The 24885-nt window shown below is 70.4% G+C and carries 22 protein-coding genes; 6 read left to right on the forward strand and 16 right to left on the reverse strand.

The annotated features are described in order from the left end of the window. Positions 1 to 10: 10 nt before the first annotated feature. Positions 11 to 1162: an NAD(P)/FAD-dependent oxidoreductase gene (locus FHT26_RS18090; protein WP_168561507.1), complete on the reverse strand. Its 1152-nt coding sequence runs from the start codon at positions 1160 to 1162 to the stop codon at positions 11 to 13. A gap of 145 nt (positions 1163 to 1307) precedes the next feature. On the opposite strand from FHT26_RS18090, the gene FHT26_RS18095 reads away from it, so the two are divergent. Then, positions 1308 to 2129, forward strand: coding sequence for a M90 family metallopeptidase (locus tag FHT26_RS18095; protein WP_168561508.1), 822 nt, complete (start codon positions 1308 to 1310; stop codon positions 2127 to 2129). Positions 2130 to 2147: 18 nt separating this feature from the next. On the opposite strand, the gene FHT26_RS18100 is transcribed toward FHT26_RS18095, so the two are convergent. The 4 genes from FHT26_RS18100 to FHT26_RS18115 form a co-directional block, all read right to left on the reverse strand. After that, a complete protein-coding gene (locus tag FHT26_RS18100) occupies positions 2148 to 2657 on the reverse strand; it encodes a DinB family protein (protein WP_168561509.1) in 510 nt (169 codons plus the stop codon). A gap of 93 nt (positions 2658 to 2750) precedes the next feature. Next, complete coding sequence (locus tag FHT26_RS18105) at positions 2751 to 4235, reverse strand: catalase (protein WP_168561510.1); 1485 nt, start codon at positions 4233 to 4235, stop codon at positions 2751 to 2753. Between the two features lie 107 nt (positions 4236 to 4342). Further along, positions 4343 to 5320, reverse strand: coding sequence for an AEC family transporter (locus tag FHT26_RS18110; protein WP_168561511.1), 978 nt, complete (start codon positions 5318 to 5320; stop codon positions 4343 to 4345). Between the two features lie 31 nt (positions 5321 to 5351). Then, on the reverse strand, positions 5352 to 5936 hold the full coding sequence (locus tag FHT26_RS18115) for an SRPBCC family protein (protein WP_168561512.1): 585 nt from the start codon (positions 5934 to 5936) through the stop codon (positions 5352 to 5354). 74 nt (positions 5937 to 6010) lie between these two features. Here FHT26_RS18115 and FHT26_RS18120 point away from each other — a divergent pair, with 74 nt between their 5' ends. Further along, a complete protein-coding gene (locus tag FHT26_RS18120) occupies positions 6011 to 6712 on the forward strand; it encodes a glutathione S-transferase N-terminal domain-containing protein (protein WP_168561513.1) in 702 nt (233 codons plus the stop codon). A gap of 12 nt (positions 6713 to 6724) precedes the next feature. Here FHT26_RS18120 and FHT26_RS18125 read toward each other — a convergent pair whose 3' ends face one another. Together FHT26_RS18125 and FHT26_RS18130 are read right to left on the reverse strand one after the other, a co-directional pair. Beyond that, positions 6725 to 7156 carry a PilZ domain-containing protein gene (locus FHT26_RS18125; protein WP_168561514.1) on the reverse strand — a complete coding sequence of 144 codons (432 nt, stop codon included), beginning with the start codon at positions 7154 to 7156 and terminating at the stop codon, positions 6725 to 6727. A 71-nt stretch (positions 7157 to 7227) separates the two neighbouring features. Further along, positions 7228 to 8739, reverse strand: a complete 1512-nt coding sequence (locus FHT26_RS18130; protein WP_168561515.1) for an alkaline phosphatase D family protein — start codon at positions 8737 to 8739, stop codon at positions 7228 to 7230. A gap of 138 nt (positions 8740 to 8877) precedes the next feature. Between FHT26_RS18130 and FHT26_RS18135 the strand changes: the two genes are divergently transcribed. From FHT26_RS18135 to FHT26_RS18145, 3 genes are read left to right on the forward strand one after another with little or no spacing between them, the layout of a single operon-like run. Further along, positions 8878 to 10947: an ATP-dependent helicase gene (locus FHT26_RS18135; protein ID WP_349238171.1), complete on the forward strand. Its 2070-nt coding sequence runs from the start codon at positions 8878 to 8880 to the stop codon at positions 10945 to 10947. Beyond that, the gene (locus FHT26_RS18140; protein WP_168561516.1) at positions 10944 to 11639 is read left to right on the forward strand and encodes a lysoplasmalogenase; all 696 of its coding nucleotides are present in this window, start codon (positions 10944 to 10946) and stop codon (positions 11637 to 11639) included. Before FHT26_RS18135 ends, FHT26_RS18140 begins: the two co-directional genes overlap by 4 nt. Continuing rightward, the gene (locus FHT26_RS18145; protein WP_168561517.1) at positions 11639 to 12247 is read left to right on the forward strand and encodes a DUF4337 domain-containing protein; all 609 of its coding nucleotides are present in this window, start codon (positions 11639 to 11641) and stop codon (positions 12245 to 12247) included. Before FHT26_RS18140 ends, FHT26_RS18145 begins: the two co-directional genes overlap by 1 nt. Before the next feature lie 21 nt (positions 12248 to 12268). On the opposite strand, the gene FHT26_RS18150 is transcribed toward FHT26_RS18145, so the two are convergent. From FHT26_RS18150 to FHT26_RS18180, 7 genes are all read right to left on the reverse strand, one after another. Then, positions 12269 to 13081, reverse strand: a complete 813-nt coding sequence (locus FHT26_RS18150; protein ID WP_168561518.1) for a LytR/AlgR family response regulator transcription factor — start codon at positions 13079 to 13081, stop codon at positions 12269 to 12271. Further along, positions 13078 to 13500, reverse strand: coding sequence for a hypothetical protein (locus FHT26_RS18155; RefSeq protein ID WP_168561519.1), 423 nt, complete (start codon positions 13498 to 13500; stop codon positions 13078 to 13080). The genes FHT26_RS18150 and FHT26_RS18155 overlap by 4 nt, the downstream gene beginning before the upstream one ends. Further along, positions 13497 to 14963, reverse strand: a complete 1467-nt coding sequence (locus FHT26_RS18160; protein ID WP_168561520.1) for a sensor histidine kinase — start codon at positions 14961 to 14963, stop codon at positions 13497 to 13499. Before FHT26_RS18160 ends, FHT26_RS18155 begins: the two co-directional genes overlap by 4 nt. A gap of 110 nt (positions 14964 to 15073) precedes the next feature. Continuing rightward, a complete protein-coding gene (locus FHT26_RS18165) occupies positions 15074 to 16519 on the reverse strand; it encodes a DUF1501 domain-containing protein (protein WP_168561521.1) in 1446 nt (481 codons plus the stop codon). 10 nt (positions 16520 to 16529) lie between these two features. Then, positions 16530 to 18482, reverse strand: a complete 1953-nt coding sequence (locus FHT26_RS18170; RefSeq protein ID WP_168561522.1) for a DUF1800 domain-containing protein — start codon at positions 18480 to 18482, stop codon at positions 16530 to 16532. Between the two features lie 140 nt (positions 18483 to 18622). Further along, a complete protein-coding gene (locus FHT26_RS18175) occupies positions 18623 to 19540 on the reverse strand; it encodes an MBL fold metallo-hydrolase (RefSeq protein WP_168561523.1) in 918 nt (305 codons plus the stop codon). Further along, a complete protein-coding gene (locus tag FHT26_RS18180) occupies positions 19537 to 20187 on the reverse strand; it encodes a YceI family protein (protein WP_168561524.1) in 651 nt (216 codons plus the stop codon). Before FHT26_RS18180 ends, FHT26_RS18175 begins: the two co-directional genes overlap by 4 nt. 69 nt (positions 20188 to 20256) lie before the next feature. Between FHT26_RS18180 and FHT26_RS18185 the strand changes: the two genes are divergently transcribed. Further along, positions 20257 to 22047 carry an ATP-binding protein gene (locus FHT26_RS18185; protein ID WP_168561525.1) on the forward strand — a complete coding sequence of 597 codons (1791 nt, stop codon included), beginning with the start codon at positions 20257 to 20259 and terminating at the stop codon, positions 22045 to 22047. A gap of 73 nt (positions 22048 to 22120) precedes the next feature. Here FHT26_RS18185 and FHT26_RS18190 read toward each other — a convergent pair whose 3' ends face one another. Then, positions 22121 to 22843 (reverse strand): ABC transporter ATP-binding protein, encoded by a 723-nt coding sequence (locus FHT26_RS18190; RefSeq protein WP_168561526.1) that lies wholly within the window; start codon positions 22841 to 22843, stop codon positions 22121 to 22123. A 10-nt stretch (positions 22844 to 22853) separates the two neighbouring features. After that, a complete protein-coding gene (locus FHT26_RS18195; protein ID WP_168561527.1) occupies positions 22854 to 24776 on the reverse strand; it encodes a branched-chain amino acid ABC transporter ATP-binding protein/permease in 1923 nt (640 codons plus the stop codon). Positions 24777 to 24885 lie beyond the last annotated feature (109 nt).

The raw sequence follows: 24885 nt of genomic DNA on the forward strand, positions 1-24885 counted from the left end.
ACGTGGTCCATCACACCAGTAGCCCCGGCACCTGCGGCACCAGCGCCTGCCGCTGCGCGGTCGCGCTGCCCAGCAGCGCGAAGCCGAGCAGCTGCCCGTCGCCGCTGTGGAAGCGCGCATCGCAGCCGTCGTCGCTGAGCGTCACCGTCCACGCGCCCGACGCCTCCAGCGGCGGCGGGCACACCACCGTCGGGCAGGCCGGCGTCTTCACGATCACCGGCATCGCCGGGTAGGCCACCGGCGTCGGCTTGCCGGCCAGCGTCGCGGCCAGCGCGCGCGCCTGCTGCATGATCGGCATCACGTACGGCAGCGTGTGGCCGTCGACCTCGGCACAGTCGCCGAGCGCATGCACGTTGGCCGCGCTGGTCGCGAGCAGCCGGTTCGTCACCACGCCGCGGTTGGTCGTGATGCCGGCCGCGTGTGCGAGCGCCGTGCGCGGGCGCAAGCCCACCGCCGACAGCACCAGGTCCGCATCGAGCGTGCTGCCGTCGTTCAGCGTCAGCGTGAAGCCGCGGCCCGCGCGCTGCACCGTCGCCACCGACGTGTTGAACCGAAAGCCCACGCCCGCGGCCTCCAGCCTGTCGCGCAGCCGTGCGCTGGCCTGCTCGGGCAGCAGCCGCGGCAACGCGCGCGGTGCCAGGTCGATCACCGTCGGCGCGATGCCGCGCGCCAGCAGGTCGTTCGCGAATTCGCAGCCGATCAGCCCGGCACCGAGGATCGCGACGCGCTGCGCGCCGTCGAGCCGGTCGGCAAAGCGGGCATAGTCGTCGAGGTCGTTGACCGACAGCACGTCGTCGGCACCATCGCCGGCCAGCGGCACGCGGATCGGGTCGGCGCCGAGCGCCAGCACCAGGTCGCGGTACGGGAGCGTCTCGCCGCCGTCGAGCTCGACCCGCTGCGCGGTGGTGTCGATGCGCGCGACGACCGCGTTCGACCGCAGCGTCGCAGTCAACTCGGCCGCCATCTTCTCGGCCGGCTTCATCACCAGCGAGGCCGCGGTCTTCTTGCCGGCCAGCGCGTTCGACAGCATCGGCTTCGAATAGAAGCCGGCGTGGTCGCGGCTGACGATGACGAGCGGCGTCGTGGTGTCGAGCTTGCGCAGTTCGCGCGCGAGCGTGAAGCCGGCGAGGCCGGTGCCGAGGATGACGATGGGGTGTGACATGGGCGCGGGCCTTGAAAAGCGGTCGCCACTGTAGCAGCGGGGGCCGCGCCGTTACCTTTGGAGCCAACTTTGCCGCAGCAGGCCCGCATTGAAATGCCGCCACGCGGGCCCACGTGGGAGCTACCACCGACCAGGACGCCGCACCATGCTGACCCTCATCATCGTCGTGCTCCTCGTCGGCGCCTTCGTCGCCTGGCTGATCGGCGAGCCGTTCTGGATCGAGCTGCGCCGCCGCCGCGTGCGTGCCCGTCCGTTCCCGGCCGACTGGCGCCAGGTCCTGCGCCGCCATGTGCCGTATGTGCGCGGCATGCCGGCCGACCTGCAGCTGCAGCTGAAGAAGCACATGCAGGTGTTCCTCGCCGAGAAGGTGTTCATCGGCTGCGGCGGACTGCAGGTCACCGAGGAGATGAAGGTGACGATCGCCGCGCAGGCCTGCCTGCTGCTGCTGAACAAGCGGCGGCCCGGCTACTTCCCGAACCTGAGCCAGGTGCTGGTCTACCCCGGCGCCTTCGTCGTCGACAAGGTGCACACCGGCCCGGCCGGCGTGCTGCAGGAGCAGCGCCAGGTGCTGGCCGGCGAATCCTGGTCGCAAGGCCAGGTGATCCTGTCGTGGCACGACGCGCTGGAAGGCGCGGCCGCCGCCGACGACGGCCGCAATGTGGTGATCCACGAATTCGCGCACCAGCTCGACCAGGAGAACGGCGATGCGAACGGCGCGCCGTGGATCGGCAGCCGCCACCGCGCGCACTGGGCGCAGGTGTTCGGCAGCGAGTTCGCGCTGCTGCAGCGACAGGCCGAGCGCGGCGAGGCCACGCTGCTCAGCCACTACGGCGCGACCAACCCGGCCGAGTTCTTCGCGGTCGCGAGCGAGGTGTTCTTCGAGCAGGCGCCGCTGATGGCGCAGCAGCACCCGGCGCTGTTCGCCGAGCTGAGCCGCTTCTACCGCGTCAATCCGTTGAGCTGGTAGCGGGGCTCATGGCGGGGCTCAGCTGACACCGCCCGCGTGGCGCGCGGCGTCGATCTTGCCGAGCAGCCACTGCAGCCCGGCCAGGTGCTGCTGGTCGTGGCTCGCGAGGTAGTGCACCAGGCTGCGCAGCGTCAGCGCGCCATAACCTTCGAACACCGCGGTGCGCTCCCACTGGTGCGGCTCGATGCGGCGGACCAGCGCCAGCGTCTGTTCGCGTGCGAGCCGGAAGGCGGCGAGCGCTTGCGCCGCATCGGCATGCGCATAGTCGCGCTCGACGGCCAGCGCATCGGTGTCGATCGACGCGAGCAGCGGCCGCTCTTCGTCGAGCGTGCGTTGCAGGCGGACGTGGTAGCCGTCGATCTCGATGTCGCGCACGTGGCACAGCTGCGCGAGCGGCGACAAGGCCTCGCTCGGCACGCCCTTCCACGACGCGGGCACGAAGGTCTCGCAGCCCCGCGGCACCTCGGCGTAGAAGGCGGCGAGCTGGTCGGGAAAACTGGCGAGTGCGTTCAGCGTGGCAGCGTGCATCTCGCCAGTATGCCGATCAGCCGATCCAGTGCGTGACCAGGATCCCGAACCCGAGGCCGTTGATCAGCATCCCGATCGCCAGGCGGACGGTCTTCAACGCGCACCCCCTTCGAGCGCGGCGAGCTTGCGCGCCACCGCATCGCCGTAGGCCGGATCGGCCTTCGTGAAGTGCCCGATCTGGCGCTGCTGGATCTCCGCCGGCACGCCGCGCATCGCCCCGGCGATGTTGCTGGTCAGCCGGTCTTTCTCGTCGGCCGGCAGCAGGCGGAACAGGTTGCCGGCCTGCGTGAAGTCGTCCGACTGGCCGCGTTCGTCGTAGCGGCCGGCCGTGCCGTTCAAAGCCCAGCCGCCATCGCCATGGCCGAAGCCCGTCGGCGCGACACCGCCCGCCTGCACCGTCGCGTAGTTCTGCGCCGCGCTGCTGCCGTTGGTGTCGCCTGCGCTGCCGGCCATGCTGCCGTCGCGCTGCTGGTGGTTCACCGGGCAGCGCGGCCGGTTCACCGGCAGGTGCTGGTGGTTGGTGCCGACGCGGTACAGCTGCGCATCGTGGTACGCGAACAGGCGGCCCTGCAGCATCTTGTCGGGGCTGAAGCCCAGGCCCGGCACCACGTTGGCCGGCGACAGCGCGGCCTGCTCCACCTCGGCGTGGTAGTTGACCGGGTTGCGGTTGAGCTCCAGCACGCCGACCGGCAGCCGCGGGAAATCGGCGTGCGGCCACACCTTGGTCAGGTCGAACGGGTTCCAGCCGGTGCGTGCTTCCCACGCGACCGCCTCGGCCTCGGTCATCACCTGGATGGAGACGTTCCACTTCGGGAAATCGCCGCGCTCGATCGCCGCGAACAGGTCGCGCTGCGCATGGTCCGGATCGCTGCCGGCCAGCCGCACCGCGTCCTCGGGCAACAGGTTGCGGATGCCTTGCTGCGTCTTCAGGTGCCACTTGACCCACACCCGCTCGCCGTCGGCATTGATCAGGCTGAAGGTGTGGCTGCCGAAGCCGTCCATGTGCCGGTAGCCGTCGGGCGTGCCGCGGTCGCTGAACAGCATCGTCACCTGGTGCAGGCTCTCCGGTGCCTTGCTCCAGAAGTCCCACATCATCGTCGGCGACTTCAGGTTCGTCTGCGGGTGGCGCTTCTGCGTGTGGATGAAGTCGGGAAACTTGATCGCGTCCTTGATGAAGAACATCGGCGTGTTGTTGCCGACCAGGTCCCAGTTGCCGTCTTCGGTGTAGAAGCGCAGCGCGAAGCCGCGCGGGTCGCGCTCGGTGTCGGCGCTGCCCTTCTCGCCGCCGACGGTCGAGAAGCGCACGAAGGTCTCGGTCTGCTTGCCGATCGCGCTGAACAGGCGTGCCTTCGTGAAGCGGCCGATGTCGTGCGTGACGGTGAAGGTGCCGTAGGCGCCCGAGCCCTTGGCATGCACCACGCGCTCGGGGATGCGCTCGCGGTTGAAGTGCTGCAGCTTCTCGATCAGGTGGAAATCCTGCAGCAGCACCGGGCCGCGCGGGCCGGCGGTGATCGAGTTCTGGTTGTCGTCGACCGGAATGCCGGCGGCGGTGGTCAGTCGGGAAGTGTCTTGGCTCATGCGGGCTCCTGGGTTCGGTCCCGCCAGTGTCAGAAAGCGCGGGCTTTCTGTAAATTCAATTGCTCAAAGACCAGCCATAGCGAATGCCAATTGCCGGCGGTGGCACCTCAGGCGCCGGCCCGCGGCACCAGCCATGCCGCCAGCAGCGAGAAGCTCGCGAACGCCAGCACCGTGCTGGCCAGGATGATGCGGGCGATGCGCCCGTTGTCGGCGCGGTACCGCTCGGCCAGCAGCGAGACGTTGCTGGCGCTCGGCAGCGCCGCGGCCAAGGTCAGCACGACGAGGCCGAAGTCGCTGACGGCCAGCCCGGCCCGGCGCGCCGCGAGGCCCAGGCCGAACACCAGCAGCGGGTGCACGAACAGCTTGACCAGCGCGACCGGCAGGTAGTGCCGGACCGGCGTGCGGCCGTGCGCATGCTGGCCGGCGCGCCACAGCACCGCGCCGATCGTGAACAGCGCGACCGGCGTCGCTGCATCGCCGAGCATCTTGACGATCTGCGCCAGCGGCCCGGGCAGTTCGCGCCCGCTGGCCGCGAGCAGCGCGCCGAGGCCGATGGCCCACGGCAGCGGGTTGCCGAGCGCGCCGCGCAGCGAGCGCCGGATCGACACACCGAGGTCGCCGTGCGGCGTGCCGTCGTGCCGGCGCGATTGGGCGAGCGCCACGCACAGCGAGCTGGTCAGCAGCAGGTCGACCAGCACGGTGCCGATCACCGGCCCGGCGGCCCGTTCGCCGAGCAGCGCGGCGAGCAGCGGCACGCCCATGAAGCCGGTGTTCGGGAACGCGGCGACCAGCGCGCCGAACGCGGCGTTCTTGAGGTCGAGCCCGCCGTGGAGCGCCAGCCCGACGGCCAGCGCCACCACCAGCAGCGCACAGGCGATGTAGACGCCGATCAGCGCCGGGTCGATCAGCTGCGCGAACGGCATGCTGGCGCCGAAGCGGAACAGCATGCACGGCAGCGCGAAGAACAGCACGAAGGCATTGAGGCCGGGGATCGCGGCCTCGGGCAGCACGTGGCGGCGGGCGGCGAGGTAGCCGCACAGCACCAGCGCGAAAAAGGGAATCGTGACGGCAAGGATGGACTGCACAGGGCCGCAAGTATCGCCTTGCGCAGATCCCTCAGGGGGTGGCAGAGGCCGGTACAGCCGGCGGCAGCGCCGCGTTCTTGCGGCGCCGGATCTCGGCGATCAGCTCGTCGTACTGCTTGCCGGTCTCCGACCGGATCAGCGACGGCCCGATGCCCGGCGGCACCCAGCGGTTCGGCACGTACTCGCCGTGGAACGCGATCCGCGTGTGGCCGCCGTCCTCGGCGATCAACCGGGTCGTCGCCTCGTAGCTCTTGAAGTCGCCGCTGACCAGGTGCGAGCGGATTTCCTGCGGCGCGACCAGCTCGACCGAGCGAACGCTGTGGAACGCGAAATGCAGCAGGCCGTGGCGCGCTTCGCCGGATTGCTCGACCTGCAGCGCGTTGTTGTCGTGGCCGATCACCACGCTCGACTTCAGGTTCGAGACGAAGCCCGCCATGTGCTCGTAGTCGGTCAGCACCGCCCACACCTGCTCGCGCTCGGCGGCGACGCTCGCGCTGACGTCGAGCACCACCTTGTCGCCTTGCAGCAGCACCTGCACGTCGACCGGCTGGGCATGCGCCAACGGGCACAGCAGCCACATGGCGAAGGCGACGGCGACGGCGCGGCGGAAATCCATCGCGCGATGCTAAGCCCACCGGCCCGGGCCTGCAGGCGATACCGTTTTGCCTACACTGCCGCATGACCGCACGCATGACCGCACCCCACCCGCTGAAGCTGTTCATCGCCAACAAGAACTACTCGTCCTGGTCGCTGCGCCCCTGGGTGCTGATGCGCACGCTGTCGATCCCGTTCGACGAGCAGCTGGTGCCGTTCGGCGCCGGCTCGCAGGCGGAGGTCTTCGGCAGCTTCTCGCCTTCCGGCAAGGTGCCGTGCCTGGTCGACGGCGAGACGGTGGTGTGGGATTCGCTGGCGATCGTCGAGTACCTGGCCGAGTCGCATCCTGCCGCCTGGCCCGCCGACCGCGGCGCACGCGCATGGGCGCGCTGCGCGGCCGCCGAGATGCACTCCGGTTTCTTCATGGTGCGCAACCTGTGCTCGATGAACTGCGGCGTACGCGTGCGGATCGACCCGTGGCCGCCCGCGCTGCAGGCCGAATGGGACCGGCTGTCGGCTCTGTGGGACCAAGGGCTTGCGCGCTTCGGCGGGCCGTTCCTCGCGGGCCCGCACTTCACCGCGGTGGATGCGTTCTTCGCGCCGCTGGCGTTCCGGGCTCAGACCTATTCGCCGGCGCTGTCGGCGCGCTCGAACGAGTACCTCGCGCGGCTGCTGGCCTTGCCGGCGATGCAGGCCTGGTATGCTGAGGCGCTGGCCGAACCGTGGCGCCACGCGGGCCATGAAGACGAACTCCGCGCGGCCGGCCGCGTGCTGCAAGACCTGCGCGCGCCGCGCTGAGGCCGCGACAGGTCAGTGCGGCCGGCCGGCCGCGATCGCCGGAAACTCGCCTGCATAGCGTTCGATCCATTCCATCGCGGCCTCTTCGGCCGTGAGCTGCCGGCCCTCGATGCGGCCGACCGACTGGCGGTAGTCCTCGATGTGGCAGACCTGCTCGACCATCCGTGCGAGGAACGCGACCTCGGCATCGAGGAAGGTCACCCCCAGCTCGTAGCCGTCGATCTCGCTCGGCTCGCACCACGCGACGCGCGCATCGGCCTCGAAGGCCGGTTGCACATACGGGATGCGGATGCGCACATGCGCGCCCGGCGCCACCGCGCGGTCGACATGCACCGCGAGACCGCCGGCGCTGATGTCGTGCGCATGGGCAGCGGCCGGCCCGTGCAGGTTCTCGGCGCCGATCTGGACCGGCAGGTCGACAGGGTGGCGGATGAACTGTCTCATGGTCGGCGCCAGTATTCGCGATCTGCGTTCGCCGCGCCAATAACCCATTTGAAGGGGGGGACTCGCTTGCTTTATCCGACCTGCGCACCCGCCCGGCCGGCCTCGACGCTGAAACGCGCCGCGCTGCGGATCGTCGCGTGCGGGTCGTTCGCATCGCTGACGACGCGCAGCGTGGCCTCGAGGCGCTGCGGGTTCAGCCGGAAGCTCATGTAGCCGCGCTCCTCACTGCGCGCGTAGTGGATGTGCGGGTTCAGCGGCAGCGCCGGATCGAGCCGGGCCTGCGCCATGCCATGGCTGGTGATCGACGTGCCGCAGAACTCGGTGGCCAGCGGCGCCGCATCGCCGGGGCGGCGCTTCAGGTCGGCCACGTAGTTGCAGTGCACGTCGCCGCTCAGCACCACCGGGTTCGCGGTGCGCCGCTCGGCCAGCGTGTCCAGCAGCCGCTCGCGCGCGGCCGGGTAGCCGGACCAGCCGTCGGTCCAGAAGCGGCCTTCCTTGGTCCAGGTGAACGGCGCCATCAGCGTCTGCTGCGCGAGCAGGTTCCAACGCACGTCGTCGCGCGCGAGGCCGTCGCCCAGCCATTGCTCCTGTGCGTTGCCGAGCAGCGTGCGCTTCGGTGCCACCAGCTCGGGGCAGGCGGCGAGGTCGACCGTGCCGCCGCCGCCGCGGCCCGGCTTCTGGCAGGCCTGGTGGTCGCGGTACTGGCGGTCGTCCAGCACATGGAAGCGCGCCAGCGCGCCCCAGTCGTAGCGGTCGAACACCTGCGCGTTCGCGCGCACCGGCCGCGACGACGGCGGCAGCGGCATGTGTTCCCACCAGGCCTGGTAGGCGGCGGCACGGCGCGCGAGGAAATCCGGCGCGGCCGCGTCGGCCAGGTCATTCGCGTAGTCGTTTGCGACCTCGTGGTCGTCCCAGGTCACGATCCACGGCGCGGCGGCATGGATGCGCTGCAGGTCGGTATCGCCCTTGTACTGCGCATAGCGGGCCCGGTATTGCGCGAGCGTCGTCGCTTCGCCGCTGCCTTCGTGCAGGCGCACGCGGCCGGCCACCGGCGCGTACTCGTAGATGTAGTCGCCGAGGAAGACGACCAGGTCGGGCGCTTCGTCGGCCAGGTGGCGCCAGGCGGCGAAATGGCCGTGGTCCCAGCGCTGGCACGACGCGATCGCGAAGGCCAGCGATTCGTTCGCGCCGCGCGGCGGCGCGGTGCGGGTTCGGCCGGTCGCGCTGCGCGCGCCGAGCGCGCTGAAGCGGTAGAAGTAGCTGCGCGACGGCGCCAGCTCGCGCGGCTGTGCATGCACGCTGTGGCCCCAGGCGGCTTCGGCGGTCTCGGTGCCGCGCGCGACGACCTGCGTGAAGGCCTCGTCGCGCGCCAGCTCCCACTGCACCGGCACGCGCGGCGGCAGGTCAGCGCCGACCAGGCGCGTCCACAGCACCACGCTGTCGGCGCGCGGCGAACCGGAGGCGATGCCGAGCGCGAAGCGGTCGACGTCGGTGGCGCGCGCGGCGGGCACGAACCACGGGGCGCCGGTGCTGATCGCGGCCCATTGCAACAGGCGGCGGCGGTCGAAGGAGGTGAGGCTCATCGGGTCGGCAGGAAAGAGGGCGGTACGGGAGATCGCTGCGAAGGCAGGCCGCGCCGGTTCTATCACAGTCGCGCGCCGTCTCGGCGCGGGTCGCTCGCCTATGATCGACGCGACTCCCCCTTGCGAAGCCGTCCGCCCGTGTCCTCCTCCCCCGATTCCGTCTCCACGCTGAACAACGCCCAGATGGAGGCGGTGCAGCACCTGTCCGGTCCGTGCCTGGTGCTGGCCGGCGCCGGCTCGGGCAAGACGCGGGTCATCACGCACAAGATCGCGCGGCTGCTGCAGGCCGGCTATGCGCCGGGCCAGATCGCCGCGATCACCTTCACCAACAAGGCCGCGCAGGAAATGCGCGAGCGCGCCAAGTCGCTGATCGGCGCGCGCGCCGCGAAGCACCTGGTGGTCAGCACCTTCCACTCGCTGGGCGTGCGCATCCTGCGCGCCGAGGGCGCACGCCTCGGGCTGAAGGAGAAGTTCAGCATCCTCGACAGCGACGACGTGCTCGGCATCCTGAAGGACGCCGGCGGCACCACCGACGTCGCGATGGCGCGCCGCTGGCAGTGGACCATCAGCCTGTGGAAGAACGAGGGCCTGGCCAGCGACGACGTGAAGCCCGAGACCGACGACGACGCGGTCGCGCAGAAGGTGATGAAGCGCTACGAAGAGCGGCTCGCGGCCTACCAGGCGGTCGACTTCGACGACCTGATCGGCCTGCCGTACCGGCTGCTGAAGCGCGACGACGAGGCCCGCGCGACCTGGCAGAACACGCTGCGCTACGTGCTGGTCGACGAATACCAGGACACCAACGCGATCCAGTACGAGCTGCTGAAGAGCATCGTCGGCGAACGCGGCATGTTCACCGCGGTCGGCGACGACGACCAGAGCATCTACGGCTGGCGCGGCGCGACCATCGAGAACCTGCGCCGCCTGCCGCAGGAATACACCGCGCTGAAGGTGATCCCGCTGGAGCAGAACTACCGCTCCACCGGCCACATCCTGCGCGCGGCCAACAGCGTGATCGGCCACAACCCGAAGCTGTTCGAGAAGAAGCTGTGGAGCGCGTTCGGCGACGGCGAGCCGGTGCAGCTGGTCGAGTGCGACAACGAGGAGCACGAGGCCGAGCGCGCGGTCGCTCGCATCCAGGCGATCCGGGCCAACGGAGCGGCCGACGGCGTGCAGTTCAAGGATTTCGCGATCCTGTACCGCGCCAACCACCAGGCGCGGGTGTTCGAGAAGGCGCTGCGCAAGGCCGAGCTGCCGTACAAGGTGTCGGGCGGGCAGAGCTTCTTCGACCGCGCCGAGATCCGCGACCTGTGCGCCTGGCTGCGGCTGCTGGTCAACAACGACGACGACCCGGCGTTCCTGCGCGCGGTGACCACGCCGAAGCGCGGCATCGGCCACCAGACGCTGGGCAGCCTCGGCGAGTTCGCCGGCAAGTGGAAGACCAGCCTGTACGAGGCGCTGTTCGCCGAGAGCCTGGGCACCGCGATCAATGCGCGCGCGATCGGCTCGCTGCACGAGTTCGGCCGCTACGTCAGCGACTTCGAGTACCGCGCCCGCCACACCACCGGCTCGGAAGATGCCAAGGCCTTGCTGATGGGCTGGCTGAAGGACATCGACTACGAGAAGCACCTGTACGACGGCGACGACAGCGAGAAGGTCGCCGCCGCGCGCTGGTCGAACGTGATCGACTTCATCGACTGGATCGCGAAACGCTGCGGCGGCGAGATCGAGAACGACGGCGGCATGAGCATCGAGACCGAGCGCACCAGCGTGCTCGACGTCGCGCAGACCATCTCGGTGATCATGAGCCTGGCCGAGCGCGGCGAGGAGCAGGACGTGATCACGCTGTCGACGCTGCATGCGTCGAAGGGCCTCGAATGGCCGCACGTGGTGCTGGCCGGCGTCAACGAGGGGCTGCTGCCGTTCCGCAGCGACGACGAGGAGATGACGCCGCAGCGGCTCGAGGAAGAGCGCCGGCTGATGTACGTCGGCATCACGCGGGCGCGCACGACGCTGGCGGTCAGCACGCTGCGCCGCCGCAAGCGCGGGCGCGATTTCGTGCAGGGCATCCCGAGCCGCTTCATCGGCGAGATGAAGCTGCACGAGGCCGGGCCGAAGGAAGATCCGCGCGAGAAGCTGAAGGCGCTGCGCGCCGCGGCGCTGGCGCGCGCCGAGCAGGCCAAGGCCGCGGCGCCGGGGGCGGCATGAAGACGATCGCGTGGGCGCTCGCCGTGCTCGCCAGCGCCGTGCTGGCGATCGCCGCCGGCGACGGGCTGATCGCGTCGCATTGGCTGTTCGTGTTCAAGCCGCTGACCACGCTGCTGGTCATCGCGTTCGCGTGGCCGCGCGGGGCCGATGCCCCGGCGCGGCGGCGCTGGATCCGCGTCGGGCTCGGGCTGTCGCTGGCAGGCGATGTCGCGCTGCTGTGGCCGGTGCGGGGCTTCCTGCCGGGGCTGGTGGCGTTCCTGCTGGCGCACCTGGCCTACATCGTGGCCTTCACGCGCGGGCTGCGCTTCGCGGCCTGGCCGACGGCGTTCGCGGCGTATGCGGTGCTGGCTGGCGCGATCCTGGCACTGCTGTGGAACGGCGTGCCGTCGGTGCTGCGGCTGCCGGTGCTGGCCTATGTGGCCTGCCTGTCGGCGATGGCGGCGCAGGCGATGTGCGCATGGCATGCGGCGCATGCCGGCGGCGACGTGCAGGCGGTGCGGCTCGCGCGTCATGCCGCGATCGGCGGCGCGGTGTTCGTCGCGTCGGACGCGTTGCTCGCCACCGACCGATTCGGCGCGCCGCTGCCGTTGTCGGCGCTGCTCATCCTCGGCAGCTACTGGGCGGCGCAGTGGTTGATCGCGGTGTCGATGCGCGCGGAGAATTCGAACAAACCGTTGTCGGAGCAGACGTGATGGATGTGGACCCGGTTCAGACGGTGGAGTCGCTGCGGGAGGAGGCGTCGGCCACGACGCAACGCCATGCGCGCCTCAATGCGGCGGTGGCGATCAGCGTGGCGATCCTCGCGACCTTCATGGGCATCTGCAAGGTCAAGGACGACAACATCGTGCAGGCGATGCAGCAGGCGCAGGCGGACAAACTGGACCACTGGTCCTACTACCAGGCGCGCAATGTTCGACAAGAGGTGGCCGAGGCCACGCTGACGCAGTTGCGCCTCGCGCGTGCCGGCCGCAGCGGGGCCGAGGCAGCGGCCTACGACACCGAGATCGCGCGCTACGCGGCGCTGGCGGCCGACCAGGCGAAGAAGAAGCTCGAGGTCAAGGCACAGGCCGAACAGGACCAGAAGGCCTACGACGCGCTGAACTTCCGCGACGACCAGTTCGACCTGTCGGACGCCTTGCTCGCGATCGCGATCGCGCTGCTCGCGGTGACGGCGCTGACGCAGCTGTGGTGGCTGTACTGGCTGGCGTGGGTACCGATGGGCTTCGGCGTGCTGATGGGCGTCGCGGGCCTGGGCGGCCTGGGCATCCACCCCGATGCGCTGGTCAAGCTGCTGAGCTGAACCACCGGTCCCTGCGCCCGCTCACATCCCCTTGAACAGCCCGGTGAAGCTGCGCGACACCTCCAGCTTCTCGCCATGCCCCTTCACGCTGACCAGCTGGCGCCCGCGCAGGTCGCGCGTCACGCCGGAGATCGCCTGCGTGTTGACGAGCGTCGAGCGGTGGATCTGCCAGAACTGGTTCGGGTCCAGCTCGTCCAGCAGCTCCTTGATCGGCTTGCGGATCAGCGCCTCGATCGTCGCCGTCTGCACCCGGGTGTACTTCTCGTCGGAGATGAAGAACAGCACGTCGTCGACCGGGATCATCTGGATGCTCTGCCCGACCGTCGCCTGGATCCAGCGCAGCCGCTGCGGCGCACTGCCCGGGCTCAGCTGCAGCGCGAGCTTCTGCAGCAGCTGCTGCATCTCGGGCCCGGCCACCGGCGGCGCGTCGTTCGCCGCGGCGCGCTGCGCGAGCCGCTTGCGGATGCGCTCGACCGTCAGCGCGAGCCGCTCGCGCTCGGCCGGCTTCAGCACGTAGTCGACGACGCCCTGCTCGAAGGCCTCGACCGCGTACTGGTCGTAGGCGGTGATGAAGACGATCTCGCAGCCGTCCCACTCGTCGTCGCCGGCGGCCAGCTGGCCGATCTGGCGCGCCGCCTCGACGCCGGTCATGCCCGGCATGCGGATGTCGAGGAAGACCAGGTCGGGCCGGTGCTGCGTCGTCAGCTCGACCGCCTCGAGCCCGTTCTTCGCCTCGGCGACGATCTCCAGTTCGGGCCACACCTCGGCGAGTCGCGCGCGAAGCTGCTCGCGCATCAGCCGCTCGTCGTCGGCAATCACAGCTCGGATGTTCATCCCCGGATCGTAGCCTCAGCCGGGGCCTGCGGAGGCTTCGGCCGGCGCTCCAGCAGCCGCCACACCAGCCACAGCAACCCGGCGAGCAGCAGCACCGGCGACAGCATCAGCCCGGCGGCCAGCAGCGCCACCGCGACCGCGATGCCGATGGCCAGCGCCGCCATCAGCAGCGGCACGCCGACGCCCACCATCAGCGCACACGGCACGACGACCGCCAGCACCAGCCCGACCACCAGCAGGCAGGCGGTGGCCACCAGCCAGTGCCCCACCTGCAGGGCCGGCAGCGTCCACGACTCGCCGTCGACGGTGACGTGGATGCCGTCGGTGGGCAGGCTGTGCAGCAGCGCCGCCGCCAGCAGGCCGGCCATCACGAGCGCACTGAGGGCGAGGCACAGCAAGGCCTGGAGGACGCGTTTCATGCGGAGGCTCCTTCATCGGACTTGGAACGGTAGGGCACGGTGATCGTCACCCGCGTGCCGCCGCCGGGGTTCTCGGCGACAGTCAGGCTGGCCTTGTTGCCATACAGCAGCTGCAGGCGTTCGCGGATGTTCGCGAGGCCGATGCCGGTGCCGGCGGTCGCGGCCTTGCCGAAGCCGAGGCCGGTGTCGGCCACCGTCACCGCCAGCTTGCCGTGCACGATCTCGGCGCCGACGGTCAGCGAGCCGCCTTCGGCCTTCGGCTCCAGCCCGTGCTTGATCGCGTTCTCGACCAGGCTCTGCAGCATCATCGGCGGGAACTCGGCCGACAACAGGCCGTCGCTGACGCGCACCTCGGTCTGCAGCCGCTCTTCCATCCGCACCTTCAGGATCTCCAGGTAGGGGCGGATCACCGCGAGCTCGCGGCCGAGGTCGCGGGTGGCCTGCGCATTGGCCTCGCGCATCGTCGGCATGCTGGCGCGCAGCAGCGCGATCAGGTTCTTCTGCATCCGGCTGGCGCGCGGCGGGTCGGTCTCGATCAGGTGGTCGATGCTGGCCAACGTGTTGAACAGGAAGTGCGGCTCGACCTGCGCCTGCATCGCGGCCATGCGGGCCTCGATCACCTGGCGCTTCAGCGCCTCGGACTCGGCCATCTCGGTGGCCACCACCGCCTGCGCCTCGGCCTTGAAGCGGCCGGCCGCCATGATCTTGATGATCATCGAGATGAAGATCAGCAGGAAGGTGAAGCCGGGCAGGTGGTCGCCGGGGCGGAAGCCCTTGATGGTGGTGGTTTCCACCTCGTCGTCGGCGGCCATCTTCTCGAGCACGCGGTCGGCGGCCTCGCGCTGCGCATCGACCGCGGCCTCCTGCGCATCGGCGATCGCACGCTGGATGTCGGCCTTGGCCTGCTCGACCGCGGCGCGCACCTCTTCGGTGTCGGCGTTCTTCGGCAGCTTGACCTCGATGCCCGGCACCGAGATCGCGATCCCGCTCGCGGCCGAGGCGGCCGCCGACGCCGCCGCGGCCGGCGACCCCGGGCCGATGCGCACGCCGCGGTCGTCGATCGTCACGCCGCCGGCGCGCACGCCCCGGTCGTCGATCTCCAGCGGCCCGATGCGCACGCCCTTGTCGTCGATCGTGACCTCGAACGGCTTGCCGGCGATGGTGACGTTGGCATGCTTGCCGGTGTCCGCCGACGACGCGGTGCTGGCCGGAGCGGCCGGGGCCGCCGGCGCCTTGCGCTTCGGGCCTTTCACGATGACGCGGTCGTCGCTCCAGCGCAGGTTGAACGGCGGCAGGTCGGACAGGATGCCGGAGGCGATCAGCGCCAGCACCGACAGCACGATGAAGCGCTTCCAGCTGATGCTGTCCAGCCAGCGGGCGTAGGCGCTGAAGCCGCGGCGCGCGGCCGGCAGCATCGAGCCGGTGAAGCCGGGGGCGGCGGGCGGGGTGGAACGAGAATCCATGCGGCCACTGTAAGCGGCGGCGCCGGGCCGGCGCGAGCGCCAGGCGACGGTCCGGCCGATCCGTCGGACAGGCTGCAACCATCCGCGACGGAACGATCGCGGATTGCCAGCTACAGGAAGCCGAGCTTCTTCGTGCCGAAGTTCTTCAGGTTCGGCAGCACCGTCGCCAGCTGCGCGTCGCTGGCGCCGAACCAGCCGAGCATCGTCGCGGCGTACTGGTCGACCGAGGTGGTCGGGATCCAGCGGCCCTGCAGCTCCCAGCTGTCCTTGCCGACGTCGTCCGGCCCGCCCAGCGTCAGCGTCGGGAATGTGCCGTAGCTGGCGCCGCCCTTCACCGCGCCGCCGAGCACCAGGTGGTTGCTGCCCCACGCATGGTCGGTGCCGTTGCTGTTGTTCGGCGTGAAGGTGCGGCCGAAGTCGCTCTGCGTGAAGGCCGTCACCGCGTCGGCCATGCCGAGGTTCTTCATCGCGGCATAGAACGCGCCCAGCGCATCGCCGACTTCCTTCAGCAGGTCGGCATGCGCGCCGGTGGTCGGCGCGCCGCCGGTGACCTGGTTCGCATGCGTGTCGAAGCTGTCGATCGACGCGAAGAAGATCTGCCGGTTGCCCTGCACCGTGCCGTTGGCGGCGATCAGCTTGGCCACCTGGTACAGCTGCTTCGCGAGGCCGGTCTTCAGCGTGCCGGCGGAGATCAGCGGTGCGAATGCGCTGTCGATCGCCGCCAGCGCGCCGGTGCCGCCGGGCGTCACCGCCACCGTCGCGGCCAGGCGGTCCGACACGCTGAAGGCATTGCGCTGCGCCGCCGCATAGGCGTCGGCCAGCGCCGCGTCCTGCGCCTGCGCGTACAGCGAGTCGATGGCCTTCTTGCGCGCGGTGTTCGACGCGTTGTTGGTCAGGTCCTTCGGCTGCAGGTTGTAGGCGCCGAAGGTCGCGCCCGGGCCGGGCAGCACCAGCGGCGTCTGCGCCGACGACAGCCCGAAGCGCGTCGAGCCGGCGACCGAGATCACCGGGTTCGCGGTGCCCAGCGTCTCGGACGCGCGGCCGCCCCAGCCGGTGCGGGTCAGCGAGTCGGAGCTGCCGGTCTCCCACAGGATCTGCTGGTCGGAGTGCGAGAACAGGTTGTCGGGCAGCAGGTCGGAGCTGCTCGCCGCGGCGCGGTACTGGTCCTTCGTCAGCGGCGAGTTCAGCGTGCCCAGGTTCAGCACCGGCGCGAGCTTGCCGTCGCTCCATGCGGTGGACAGCGCCGCGAGCGACGGGTGCAGCCCGTAGTTGATGCCGGCCAGGTTCACCAGGCTGGCCTTCGGGATCGCGAGGCCTTGCCGCACGTTGGCGTACTGGTCATAGCGGCTGTCGGTCGGCACGATGGTGTTGAAGCCGTCGTTGCCGCCGTACATGAAGAGGCAGACCAGCGCCTTGTAGTCGGCCGCGTAGGCCGGCTTCGCGCCGAGCAGCAGGTTGGACAGCGTGCCGGTGCCGAGCGCGCCGGCCAGCGTGGCGCCGGAGCCGAGCAGCCAGCGGCGGCGGTCGATCGAGAGGGGGGCGGAAGAGCGGGTCATCGTGCAGTCCTCAGCGTTGGACCTGGTAGTTCGGCGAACCGAACACGAGGTAGGCGGCCATCTTCACGCGGTTGAGCTTCTGGGCGTCGGTGCTGGCGCCCGACACCGACACCGCGGCGATCACGTCGGTGCGCGGCCCGGCCGGCAGCGTCTGGCCGATCGCGAGCATCGACAACCGGTCGACGAGCTTGGCCGCATCGGTGGCGTCGGCGGTGAAGGCCGACAGGTCGACCAGCGTGCCCACCGGGTTCGGCGCGCCGCTGCCGGCCGGCTTGGTGCCGCCCCAGTCGAGCAGGTAGGTCAGGAAGTTCAGGCGCTCCAGCGCCGAGTTGGCGTTGTGGATGCCGAAGGCCGGGCCGACCAGCGCGGTGCCCGGCACCGGGTAGTCGGGCGGGTAGTAGTTGAAGACCGACGGCGGGCGGAACACGTGCTGGCGCAGGCTGTCGCCCCACCACCAGCTCAGCGAGTCGCCGTCGGTGTTGCCGTTCAGCGCGCGCAGCGTGCCGGTGAACATCAGCGTCGGCTCGCGCAGCTTGCCGCTGTTGCGCGTCGCGGTCTCGGCGCGGGCCTCGCTGTCGAGCAGCACCGCGGCAACGGTGGCGGCCAGGTCGCCGTTCCTGCCGCTGCCCCAGCTCTTGTCGAAGTAGGTGTAGCGCCCGCTGCTGAACGCCGCCGACACGCGCGCCACGTACTGCGGCGTCGGGTTGCTGGTGACGAGCTGCTGGATCAGCTGCTTGCCGATGAAGGGCGCGGTGTTCGGGTGCGCCATCAGGCTGTCGAGCACGGTCTCGAGCGCGGCCGGGGCCTTGGTGCCGGCGGCGAGCTTCGCGCCGCCCAGCAGGTCGCGCGCGGCGGTGTCGTGGAACTTGTCGACCGCGACCATGTCGCCGCCGTAGTAGCGGCAGTTCATGCCGGTCGGGTAGCAGCCGTACGACGTGCTGCCGCCGGCCGGGTAGGTCCAGCCGGTCAGCGCGAACGCATAGGCGCGCACCGTGTCGTTGCTGTAGGTCGGCACGCACTTGCCGGTCTTCAGCGAACCGTCGGTGTTCAGCTCGCAGGTGCCGATCGAGAACAGCTGCAGCAGCTCGCGCGCGTAGTTCTCGTTCGGCGCGGCCTTGTCGTTGTTCGCGTTGTTCAGGAAGTCGCCCATCACCGGCGACAGCGTCACCTTCTTCAGCACATCGCGGTAGTTGCCGAACGCGTTGTCGAGCAGGTTGTTGTAGTAGACGCGGAAGCCGTAGTTGCCGTTGACCTCGAGGCTGTTGACCACGACCACCTGCTGCAGTGCGAACGCGACGCGCTGGCGCAGCTGGTCGGGCTGCTTCACCGCGTTGCGGTAGAAGTCCCACAGCAGCGGCTCGGTCGAGAACCAGTCGCGCCAGCAGTCGGCCTCGTTGACGTGGGCCGGCAGCTCGCAGAAGTCGGTGCTGCTGGTGTTCTGGTGGATCTCGCCAGTCTTGCCGCTGGTGTAGCGCGAGCTGTTGAGCGCCATCTGCGCGGCGATCCAGCTGGCGGCGCCCTTCGACTTGATGTCGGTGACCAGCGTCTCGCTCGGGCCGAAACTGGCCTGGTCGGCGAGGCGGACGGCATCGCGCTGCGTGGCGGAGGCCGGCGCGGTGGGGGCCGGTGCCGGCGCGGGTGCTGGTGCGGGTGCAGGCGACGGGGCTGGCGCCGGTGAGGGCGACGGGGCCGGTGAAGGCGCGGGGGCCGGCGAGGGTGATGGCGCCGGAGCAGGCGCAGGGGAGGGCGCAGGAGAGGGCGCAGGCGCAGGGGCCGGCGCGGGGGAAGGGGACGGCGCCGGGGCGGGCGTCGGTGCGTCCGACACCGGCGGCGGGGCGCTGCTGTCCTCGCCACCCTTGCCGCCGCAGGCGGCCAGCAGCGCGACGCTGAGGAAGGTGGCCGCCAGGTGTCGGCTTCGGTGGCCGTGGATCAAGGCATGGCTCAGGGCGTTTACAAACGGCATGACGCGTCTCGCTTGCTTGCAAATGTGGCGCTTCGTGTCAGCCGGTCGCGCCCGTTCGGGGCGTGTTCCGTCAGGACACGGCGGTCATCCCCGGCGTGCGGGGCGCATGCCATCACGGCAGCAGGATCGGTGCCCGCGGCTCAGGCGTCGTGCACGCCGGCTTCGTCGGCGCGCAGCGCACCTTGCCCGGCCAGCTCCGCCACCAGCTGCCGGCAGCCGGCCGATGCATCGGCCCAGCCGAGCTGCCGCCCGATGCCGGCGAACAGCCGCGTGCCCTCGGCCCACGCCAGCAGGCCCGCCCAGTCCTGCGAGCGCTGCTCCATCAGGTGGTACTTCAGCAGCACCTTCGCGCCGTGCCGCGCATGGCGCAGCGGGTCGGCGCGGAAGCCGGCCAGCCGCGATCGGGCGCGCGACAACGCACCGGCCACGTCGTCGAACGGCGCGCCGTGGCCCGGCAGCACCACTCGCACCGGCAGGCGCTCGATCAGGTCGAGCACCGCGGCGACCTCGTCGAACGCATCGACGCCGTCGAGCTCCGGGAACACCACGCCGAAGCCGTTCTCCCACAGCGCATCGGCCGAGACCAGCACGCCGTCGCGCTCGTCGAACAGCATCAGCGATTGCGGGTCGTGACCCGGTGCCGCGAGCGCCTGCCAGCGCCGGCCGCCGACCTGCAGCGCCTCGCCCGGCGCGAGCGACGATTGCGCGCGGAAGCGCTCGCACAGCTGGCCGGTCGCGCGGTACGACAGCGCGTCTTCGTCCCAGGCCTGCACGGTGCGCCAGCTCGCGCGCGGCACCGTGATCTCGGCCCCCAGCGCGCGCTGCAAGCTCGCATTGCCGCCGCAGTGGTCGGAATGCAGGTGCGTGTTGACGATGCGCGCGAGCGGCACGCCGGCCAGCGCCTGCGTCACCAGCGCCAGCGTCTGCGCGGCGTGCAGGCAATGCCCGCTGTCGATCAGCAGCGCACCCTCGTCGGGCCCGCCGTGCAGCAGCACGTTGTTCGACGACAGCCAGCCGCGCTCCAGCACGACGACGCCGGCCGGCAGCGCCACCGTCATTGGCGGATCGCCTCGATGCCGATCTGCAGCTTCACGGTGTCGCCGACGAAGGGCAGCCCGTAGGTGATGCCGAAGCCGCTGCGCGAGAACTCGGCCTCGAAGTCGCCGCCGCAGACCTCGCGCTTCAGCACCGGGTGCTCGTAGCAGTTGAAGCTCACCGCTCGCAGGCTCAGCGGCTGCGACGCGCCGTGCAGCGTCAGCTCGCCGCGCAGTTCCAACGGCTGGCCGTCGGCGAAGCGGAATTTGTCGGCGACGAAATAGGCCTGCGGATGGTTCTTCACGTCGAGGAAGCTGTGGCTGCGCAGGATGGTGTCGAGCGGCGCGACGCCGCTGTTGATGGTCGCGGTGCCGATCGTGATCGACGCCTCGCCGCGCTGCGCCGCGCGCTCCAGCGTGACGTGGCCGGCGATGTCGTCGAAGCGGCCGCGGCTGGTCGAGGTGCCGAAGTGCCGCACCTCCCACTGGATGTGGGTGTGCGCCGGGTCGATCAGGTAGACCGCCGTCGTGTCGGCTGCAATCGAGGCTGGGGCAGGGGTGGGTTCGGCGGTGGCTTGCGCGGCCGCCAAGTGGGTGCCCGCCAGCAACGCGGCGCCCAGCAGGACGAGCCGCGCCGATGCGGGTTTCACAGGAGTGAGGAGGAACGACATGCGTGCTCTCGGTGCCGACGGGCTGTCGATAATGCGTCATCCGGCCGATTGCTGCCGCCAAGGATGTCCATGCCCGCAGTTCCGGCGGAAACCTCCGAGCCCTCGTCGCACCCTGGTGTCGCCGACCTGGCGCGTCGCATGGCCGACGAGCAGACGGCCCTGCTCTACCAGCGCTCGCACACCGCCACGCTGACCGGCGTGCCGTTCGCGCTGCTGGTCTGCTGGGGGTTGATGCCGTATGGCACGCCGGTGCAGCTGTGGATCTGGTTCGCGATGCGCTGCAGCGTCTCCACCCTGCGGCTGGTGCTGCGCCAGCGCTTCTTCGCGCAGGCCGAGCCGGCGACCCATCCGTGGCGTGGGCGGCTGCTGGCGGTGCTGGCGCTGGACGGCTTCGTCTGGAGCCTGGCCGGCACCTGGCTGATCCCGCAGCAGCACCCCGACATCGTCGCGCTGATGATGGCCTCGCTGGTCGGCGTGTCGGCGGTCGCGGTGTTCGTGCTGCAGGCCGCGTCGTCGGCCTGCGTCGCCTTCCTGGTGCCGCTGCTGCTGCCGTCGGTGCTGCTGCAGGCGATGCAGGGCACGCGCGCCGGCATCTTCACCGCGATCGGAGTGCTGTTCTTCCTCGGCCTGATGCTGTGGGAGGCGCGTCGTGCCGAGCTGCGCATCCGCGAACTGCTGCGGCTTCGCTACACCACCGACCGCATTGCCGAAGAACGCGCCGAGGCGCTCGCGCTGGCGCAGCGGCAGAGCAGCGTGAAGAGCCAGTTCCTCGCGACGATGAGCCACGAGATGCGCACGCCGCTGCACGGCATCCTCGGGCTCGCGCGGCTGCTGCGGCGCCAGCCCGAGGCGCCGACGCCGGCGCAGTGGGACGTCATCGAGCGCGCCGGCGAGCACCTGCTGGCGCAGATCAACGACATCCTGGATTTCTCGCACCTGCAGGGCGGCACCATCGCGCTGGCGCAGCAGCGCTTCGACCTGGCGCAGCTGCTCGACGACCTCATCGCGCAATCGTCCCTCGCGGCGAGCGAACGCGGGCTGCTGCTGCAGACCCGGCTGACGCTGACGCGGCCGGCGCTGGTGATCGGCGATGCGGCGCGGCTGCGCCAGGTGCTGCAGCAGCTGCTGGGCAACGCGATCAAGTTCACCGAAGCCGGCTCGGTGACGCTGACCGTGAAGCACCATCCGGTGCGCGGGCGGGTGCGCATCGACGTGCGCGACACCGGCATCGGCATCGCGGCGGTCGACCGCGGCCGCATCTTCGATGCGTTCCAGCAGGGCGACAACTCGTTTCGCCGCCGCTACGGCGGCACCGGCCTGGGCCTGACGATCGCGCGCGAGCTGGCGCGTGCGATGGGGGGCGACCTGCTGTTCACCAGCGTGCCGGGCGAGGGCTCGAACTTCCGCCTGACGGTGACGCTGCCCAGTGCGCCGGCGGATGCGCCGGCCGAGGCGGTCGCGCCGAATGGAGCGCGGTTGCTCAGCGGCCACGTGCTGCTGGCGGAGGACAACCCGGTGAACGCGCTGGTGGCCGAAGCGGCGCTGCAAGCGCTGGGACTGTCGGTGCAGGTGGTCGGCGATGGCGAGCAGGCGGTGGCTGCGTTCAAGGCGCGCCGGCCCGACCTGGTGCTGATGGACTGCCAGATGCCGCTGATGGACGGCTTCGAGGCGGCCCGCCGGATGCGTGAGCATGAGCAGGAATCGGGCGACGGCCGGCGCACGCCGATCGTCGCGCTGACGGCCAACGCGATGGACGGCGACCGCGAGCGCAGCCTCGCCGCGGGCATGGACGACCACATCGCGAAGCCGTTCCGCGACGATGCGCTGTGGGCCACGCTGCGGCGGCTGTTGGCGACATGACCACCCCTCGCCCGGTGGGTACACCGGACGGTCCCCCAAGGGGACGTGGCCCGGCGCTCGGCCCACCTGTCGTTCAGTGGCCGCCGCCGAGATAGGCCGCCTTCACCGCCGGATCGTTCTTCAGCCGCTCGGCCGGGCCGTGCACCGAGATGCGGCCGTTCTCCAGCACGTAACCGTAGTCGGCGACGTTCAGCGCCGCGGCCGCGAACTGCTCGACCAGCAGCATCGTGACGCCTTCGGATTTCAGGCGCGCGATGATGCGGAACACCTCCTCCACCAGGATCGGCGCGAGCCCCATCGACGGCTCGTCGAGCAGCACGATCTCCGGGTTCAGCATCACCGCGCGGGCCATCGCGAGCATCTGCTGCTCGCCGCCCGACAGCGTGCCGGCGAGCTGCTCGCGCCGTTCCTTCAGGCGCGGGAACAGCTCCAGTGCCCGCTCCAGGTCGGCCCGCACGTCGCCGCGTGGGCGGCTGCCGGTCAGGCGCGGAAAGGCGCCGAGCGTCAGGTTGTCGGTCACCGTCATCGTCGCGAACACGCGCCGGCCTTCGGGCGAATGCGCCAGCCCGCGCTTGGCGATGTGGTACGACTCCAGGCCGTCGATGCGCTGGCCGTTCAGGCTGATCTCGCCGGCGCTCGGCTTGATCATGCCGGACACCGCGCGCATCGTCGTCGTCTTGCCGGCGCCGTTCGAGCCGATCAGCGTGACGACCTGGCCCTTCGGCACCTCGATCGAGATGCCGTGCAGCACCTGCACCTTGCCGTAGCCGGCTTCGAGCTTCTGGATGGTCAGCATGTCGTCGTCCTCACGCGGCCTGGCCGCCCAGGTAGGCTTCGATGACCTTCTCGTCGGCCTGCACCTGGGCCGGCAGGCCTTCGGCGATCTTCTGCCCGAAGTCGAGCACCGACACGGTGTCGCAGATGCTCATCACGACATCCATGTGGTGCTCGATCAGGATCACCGTGATGCCGTGCTCGCGGATCTTTCGGATGATCGCGATCAGCTCCTTGATGTCGGGCGCGGTCAGGCCGGCCGCCGGTTCGTCGAGCAGCAGCAGTTGCGGGTCGAGCGCCAGTGCGCGGGCGATCTCGAGCAGCCGCTGCTTGCCGTATGGCAGGTTGCGCGCCTCCTCGTGCACCAGTCCGGCGAGGCCGACGAACTCCAGCAGCGCGAGCGCGCGCTGCGCCGCGGCGCGTTCCTCGCGCCGGTAGCGCGGCGTGTGCAGCGCGACGTCGGCCAGGTGGCTGCGGAAGCTGTGGTGCAGCCCGACCTGCACGTTCTGCAGCGCGGTCATCTCGCCGAACAGCTGCACGTTCTGGAAGGTGCGGGCGATGCCCGACAGCGCGATGTCGGCCGAGGTGCGTCCGACCAGCGAGCGGCCGGCGAACGCGAGCGTGCCGCCGGTGGGCGTGTAGATGCCGGTCAGCACGTTCATCATCGTGCTCTTGCCCGAGCCGTTGGGCCCGATCAGCCCGTGGATGGTGCCGCGCCGTACGCTCAGGTCGACGTTGTTCAACGCCTTCAGCCCGCCGAACTGCATCAGCACGCCGTTGGCGACCAGCAGTTCCGGCGCGCTGTGCTGCGCGGCGGTCGACACGGCGTCTTTCGGTGCGGTGGCCGCATCGACGGCCGGCACTTCGACGCGGCTGTGCAGGTTCAGCGCATTGCGCACGAAGCCGACGATGCCGTCCTGCAGGTAGTACACGACGAACAGCGTGATGACGCCGAAGATCGACAGCCGCCAGTCGGTCATCGTGGTCAGCACGAAGGACACGCCGGCGAGCGCGAGGCTGCCGACGACCGGCACCGCGACCGAGCGCGGCGTGGCCTTGCCGCGCTTCAGTGCGATGGCGCAACCCGCTGCGACGCCGACTGCGATCAGCACCGCGACCCAGCGGAACAGCTCGATGTCGTCGAGCAGCTTGGGCAGCATCACGATGATGGCCGCGCCGAGCAGCGCGCCGCTGCGCGTCTTGCGCCCGCCCATGATGATGGCAAGCAGGAACAGCACCGTCAGCTCGAAGTTGTAGGTGTTCGGCGAGATGTACTGCTCGGAGTAGGCGTAGAGCGAGCCGGCCAGTCCGGCGAGGCCGGCGCTGATGACGAACGCATAGACCTTGTAGCGGTACACCGATACGCCCATGCAGTCGGACGCCACCGGGCTGCCGCGCAGCGCCTCGAACGCGCGGCCGAGGTGCGAGCGCAGGATGCGGTGCACGACGACGAGCGACGCGACCAGCATCGCGACCACGACCCAGTAGAAGCCGCGTTCGCCGAGCTGCCAGCCGAACAGCAGCGGCTTGTCGAGCTTGATGCCCATCGGGCCCTCGGTCAGGAAGCTCATCTCGTTGATGAGGATCTGCACGATGGTGCCGAACGCCAGCGTGACCATCGCGAGGTAGGGGCCGGTGACGCGCAGCGCGGGCAGCGCGAGCAGCGCACCGAAAAGCGCGGTGACGGCGATGGCGGCCGGCAGCGTGATCCACAGCGGCGCCGCCAGCTTCATCACCAGCACGCCGGCGGTGTAGGCGCCGATGCCGAACAGGCCGGCATGGCCGAGCGAGACCTGGCCGGTGTAGCCGACGACGATGTCCAGGCCGAACAGCACGATCGCGTAGATCATGATCGTCTCGACCAGGTGGATGTAGTACGGGTTCTCGATGCCGAGCGGGAAGGCGATGAGGGCTGCGACGCCGATGGTGGCCGCGATGAGTGTTTGGCGTTTCATGCTTTGCTGCTCTTGCGTGGCCCGACACCCGCCGCGAAGCACCACCCGCTCTTGTTGGGGAGAAAAGACTGAAGTGATCGTTGAGCCTGCGAGCGCACACTTGCTTCAT

The organism is Rhizobacter sp. SG703, assembly GCF_012275445.1.
Taxonomy (GTDB): domain Bacteria; phylum Pseudomonadota; class Gammaproteobacteria; order Burkholderiales; family Burkholderiaceae_C; genus Rhizobacter.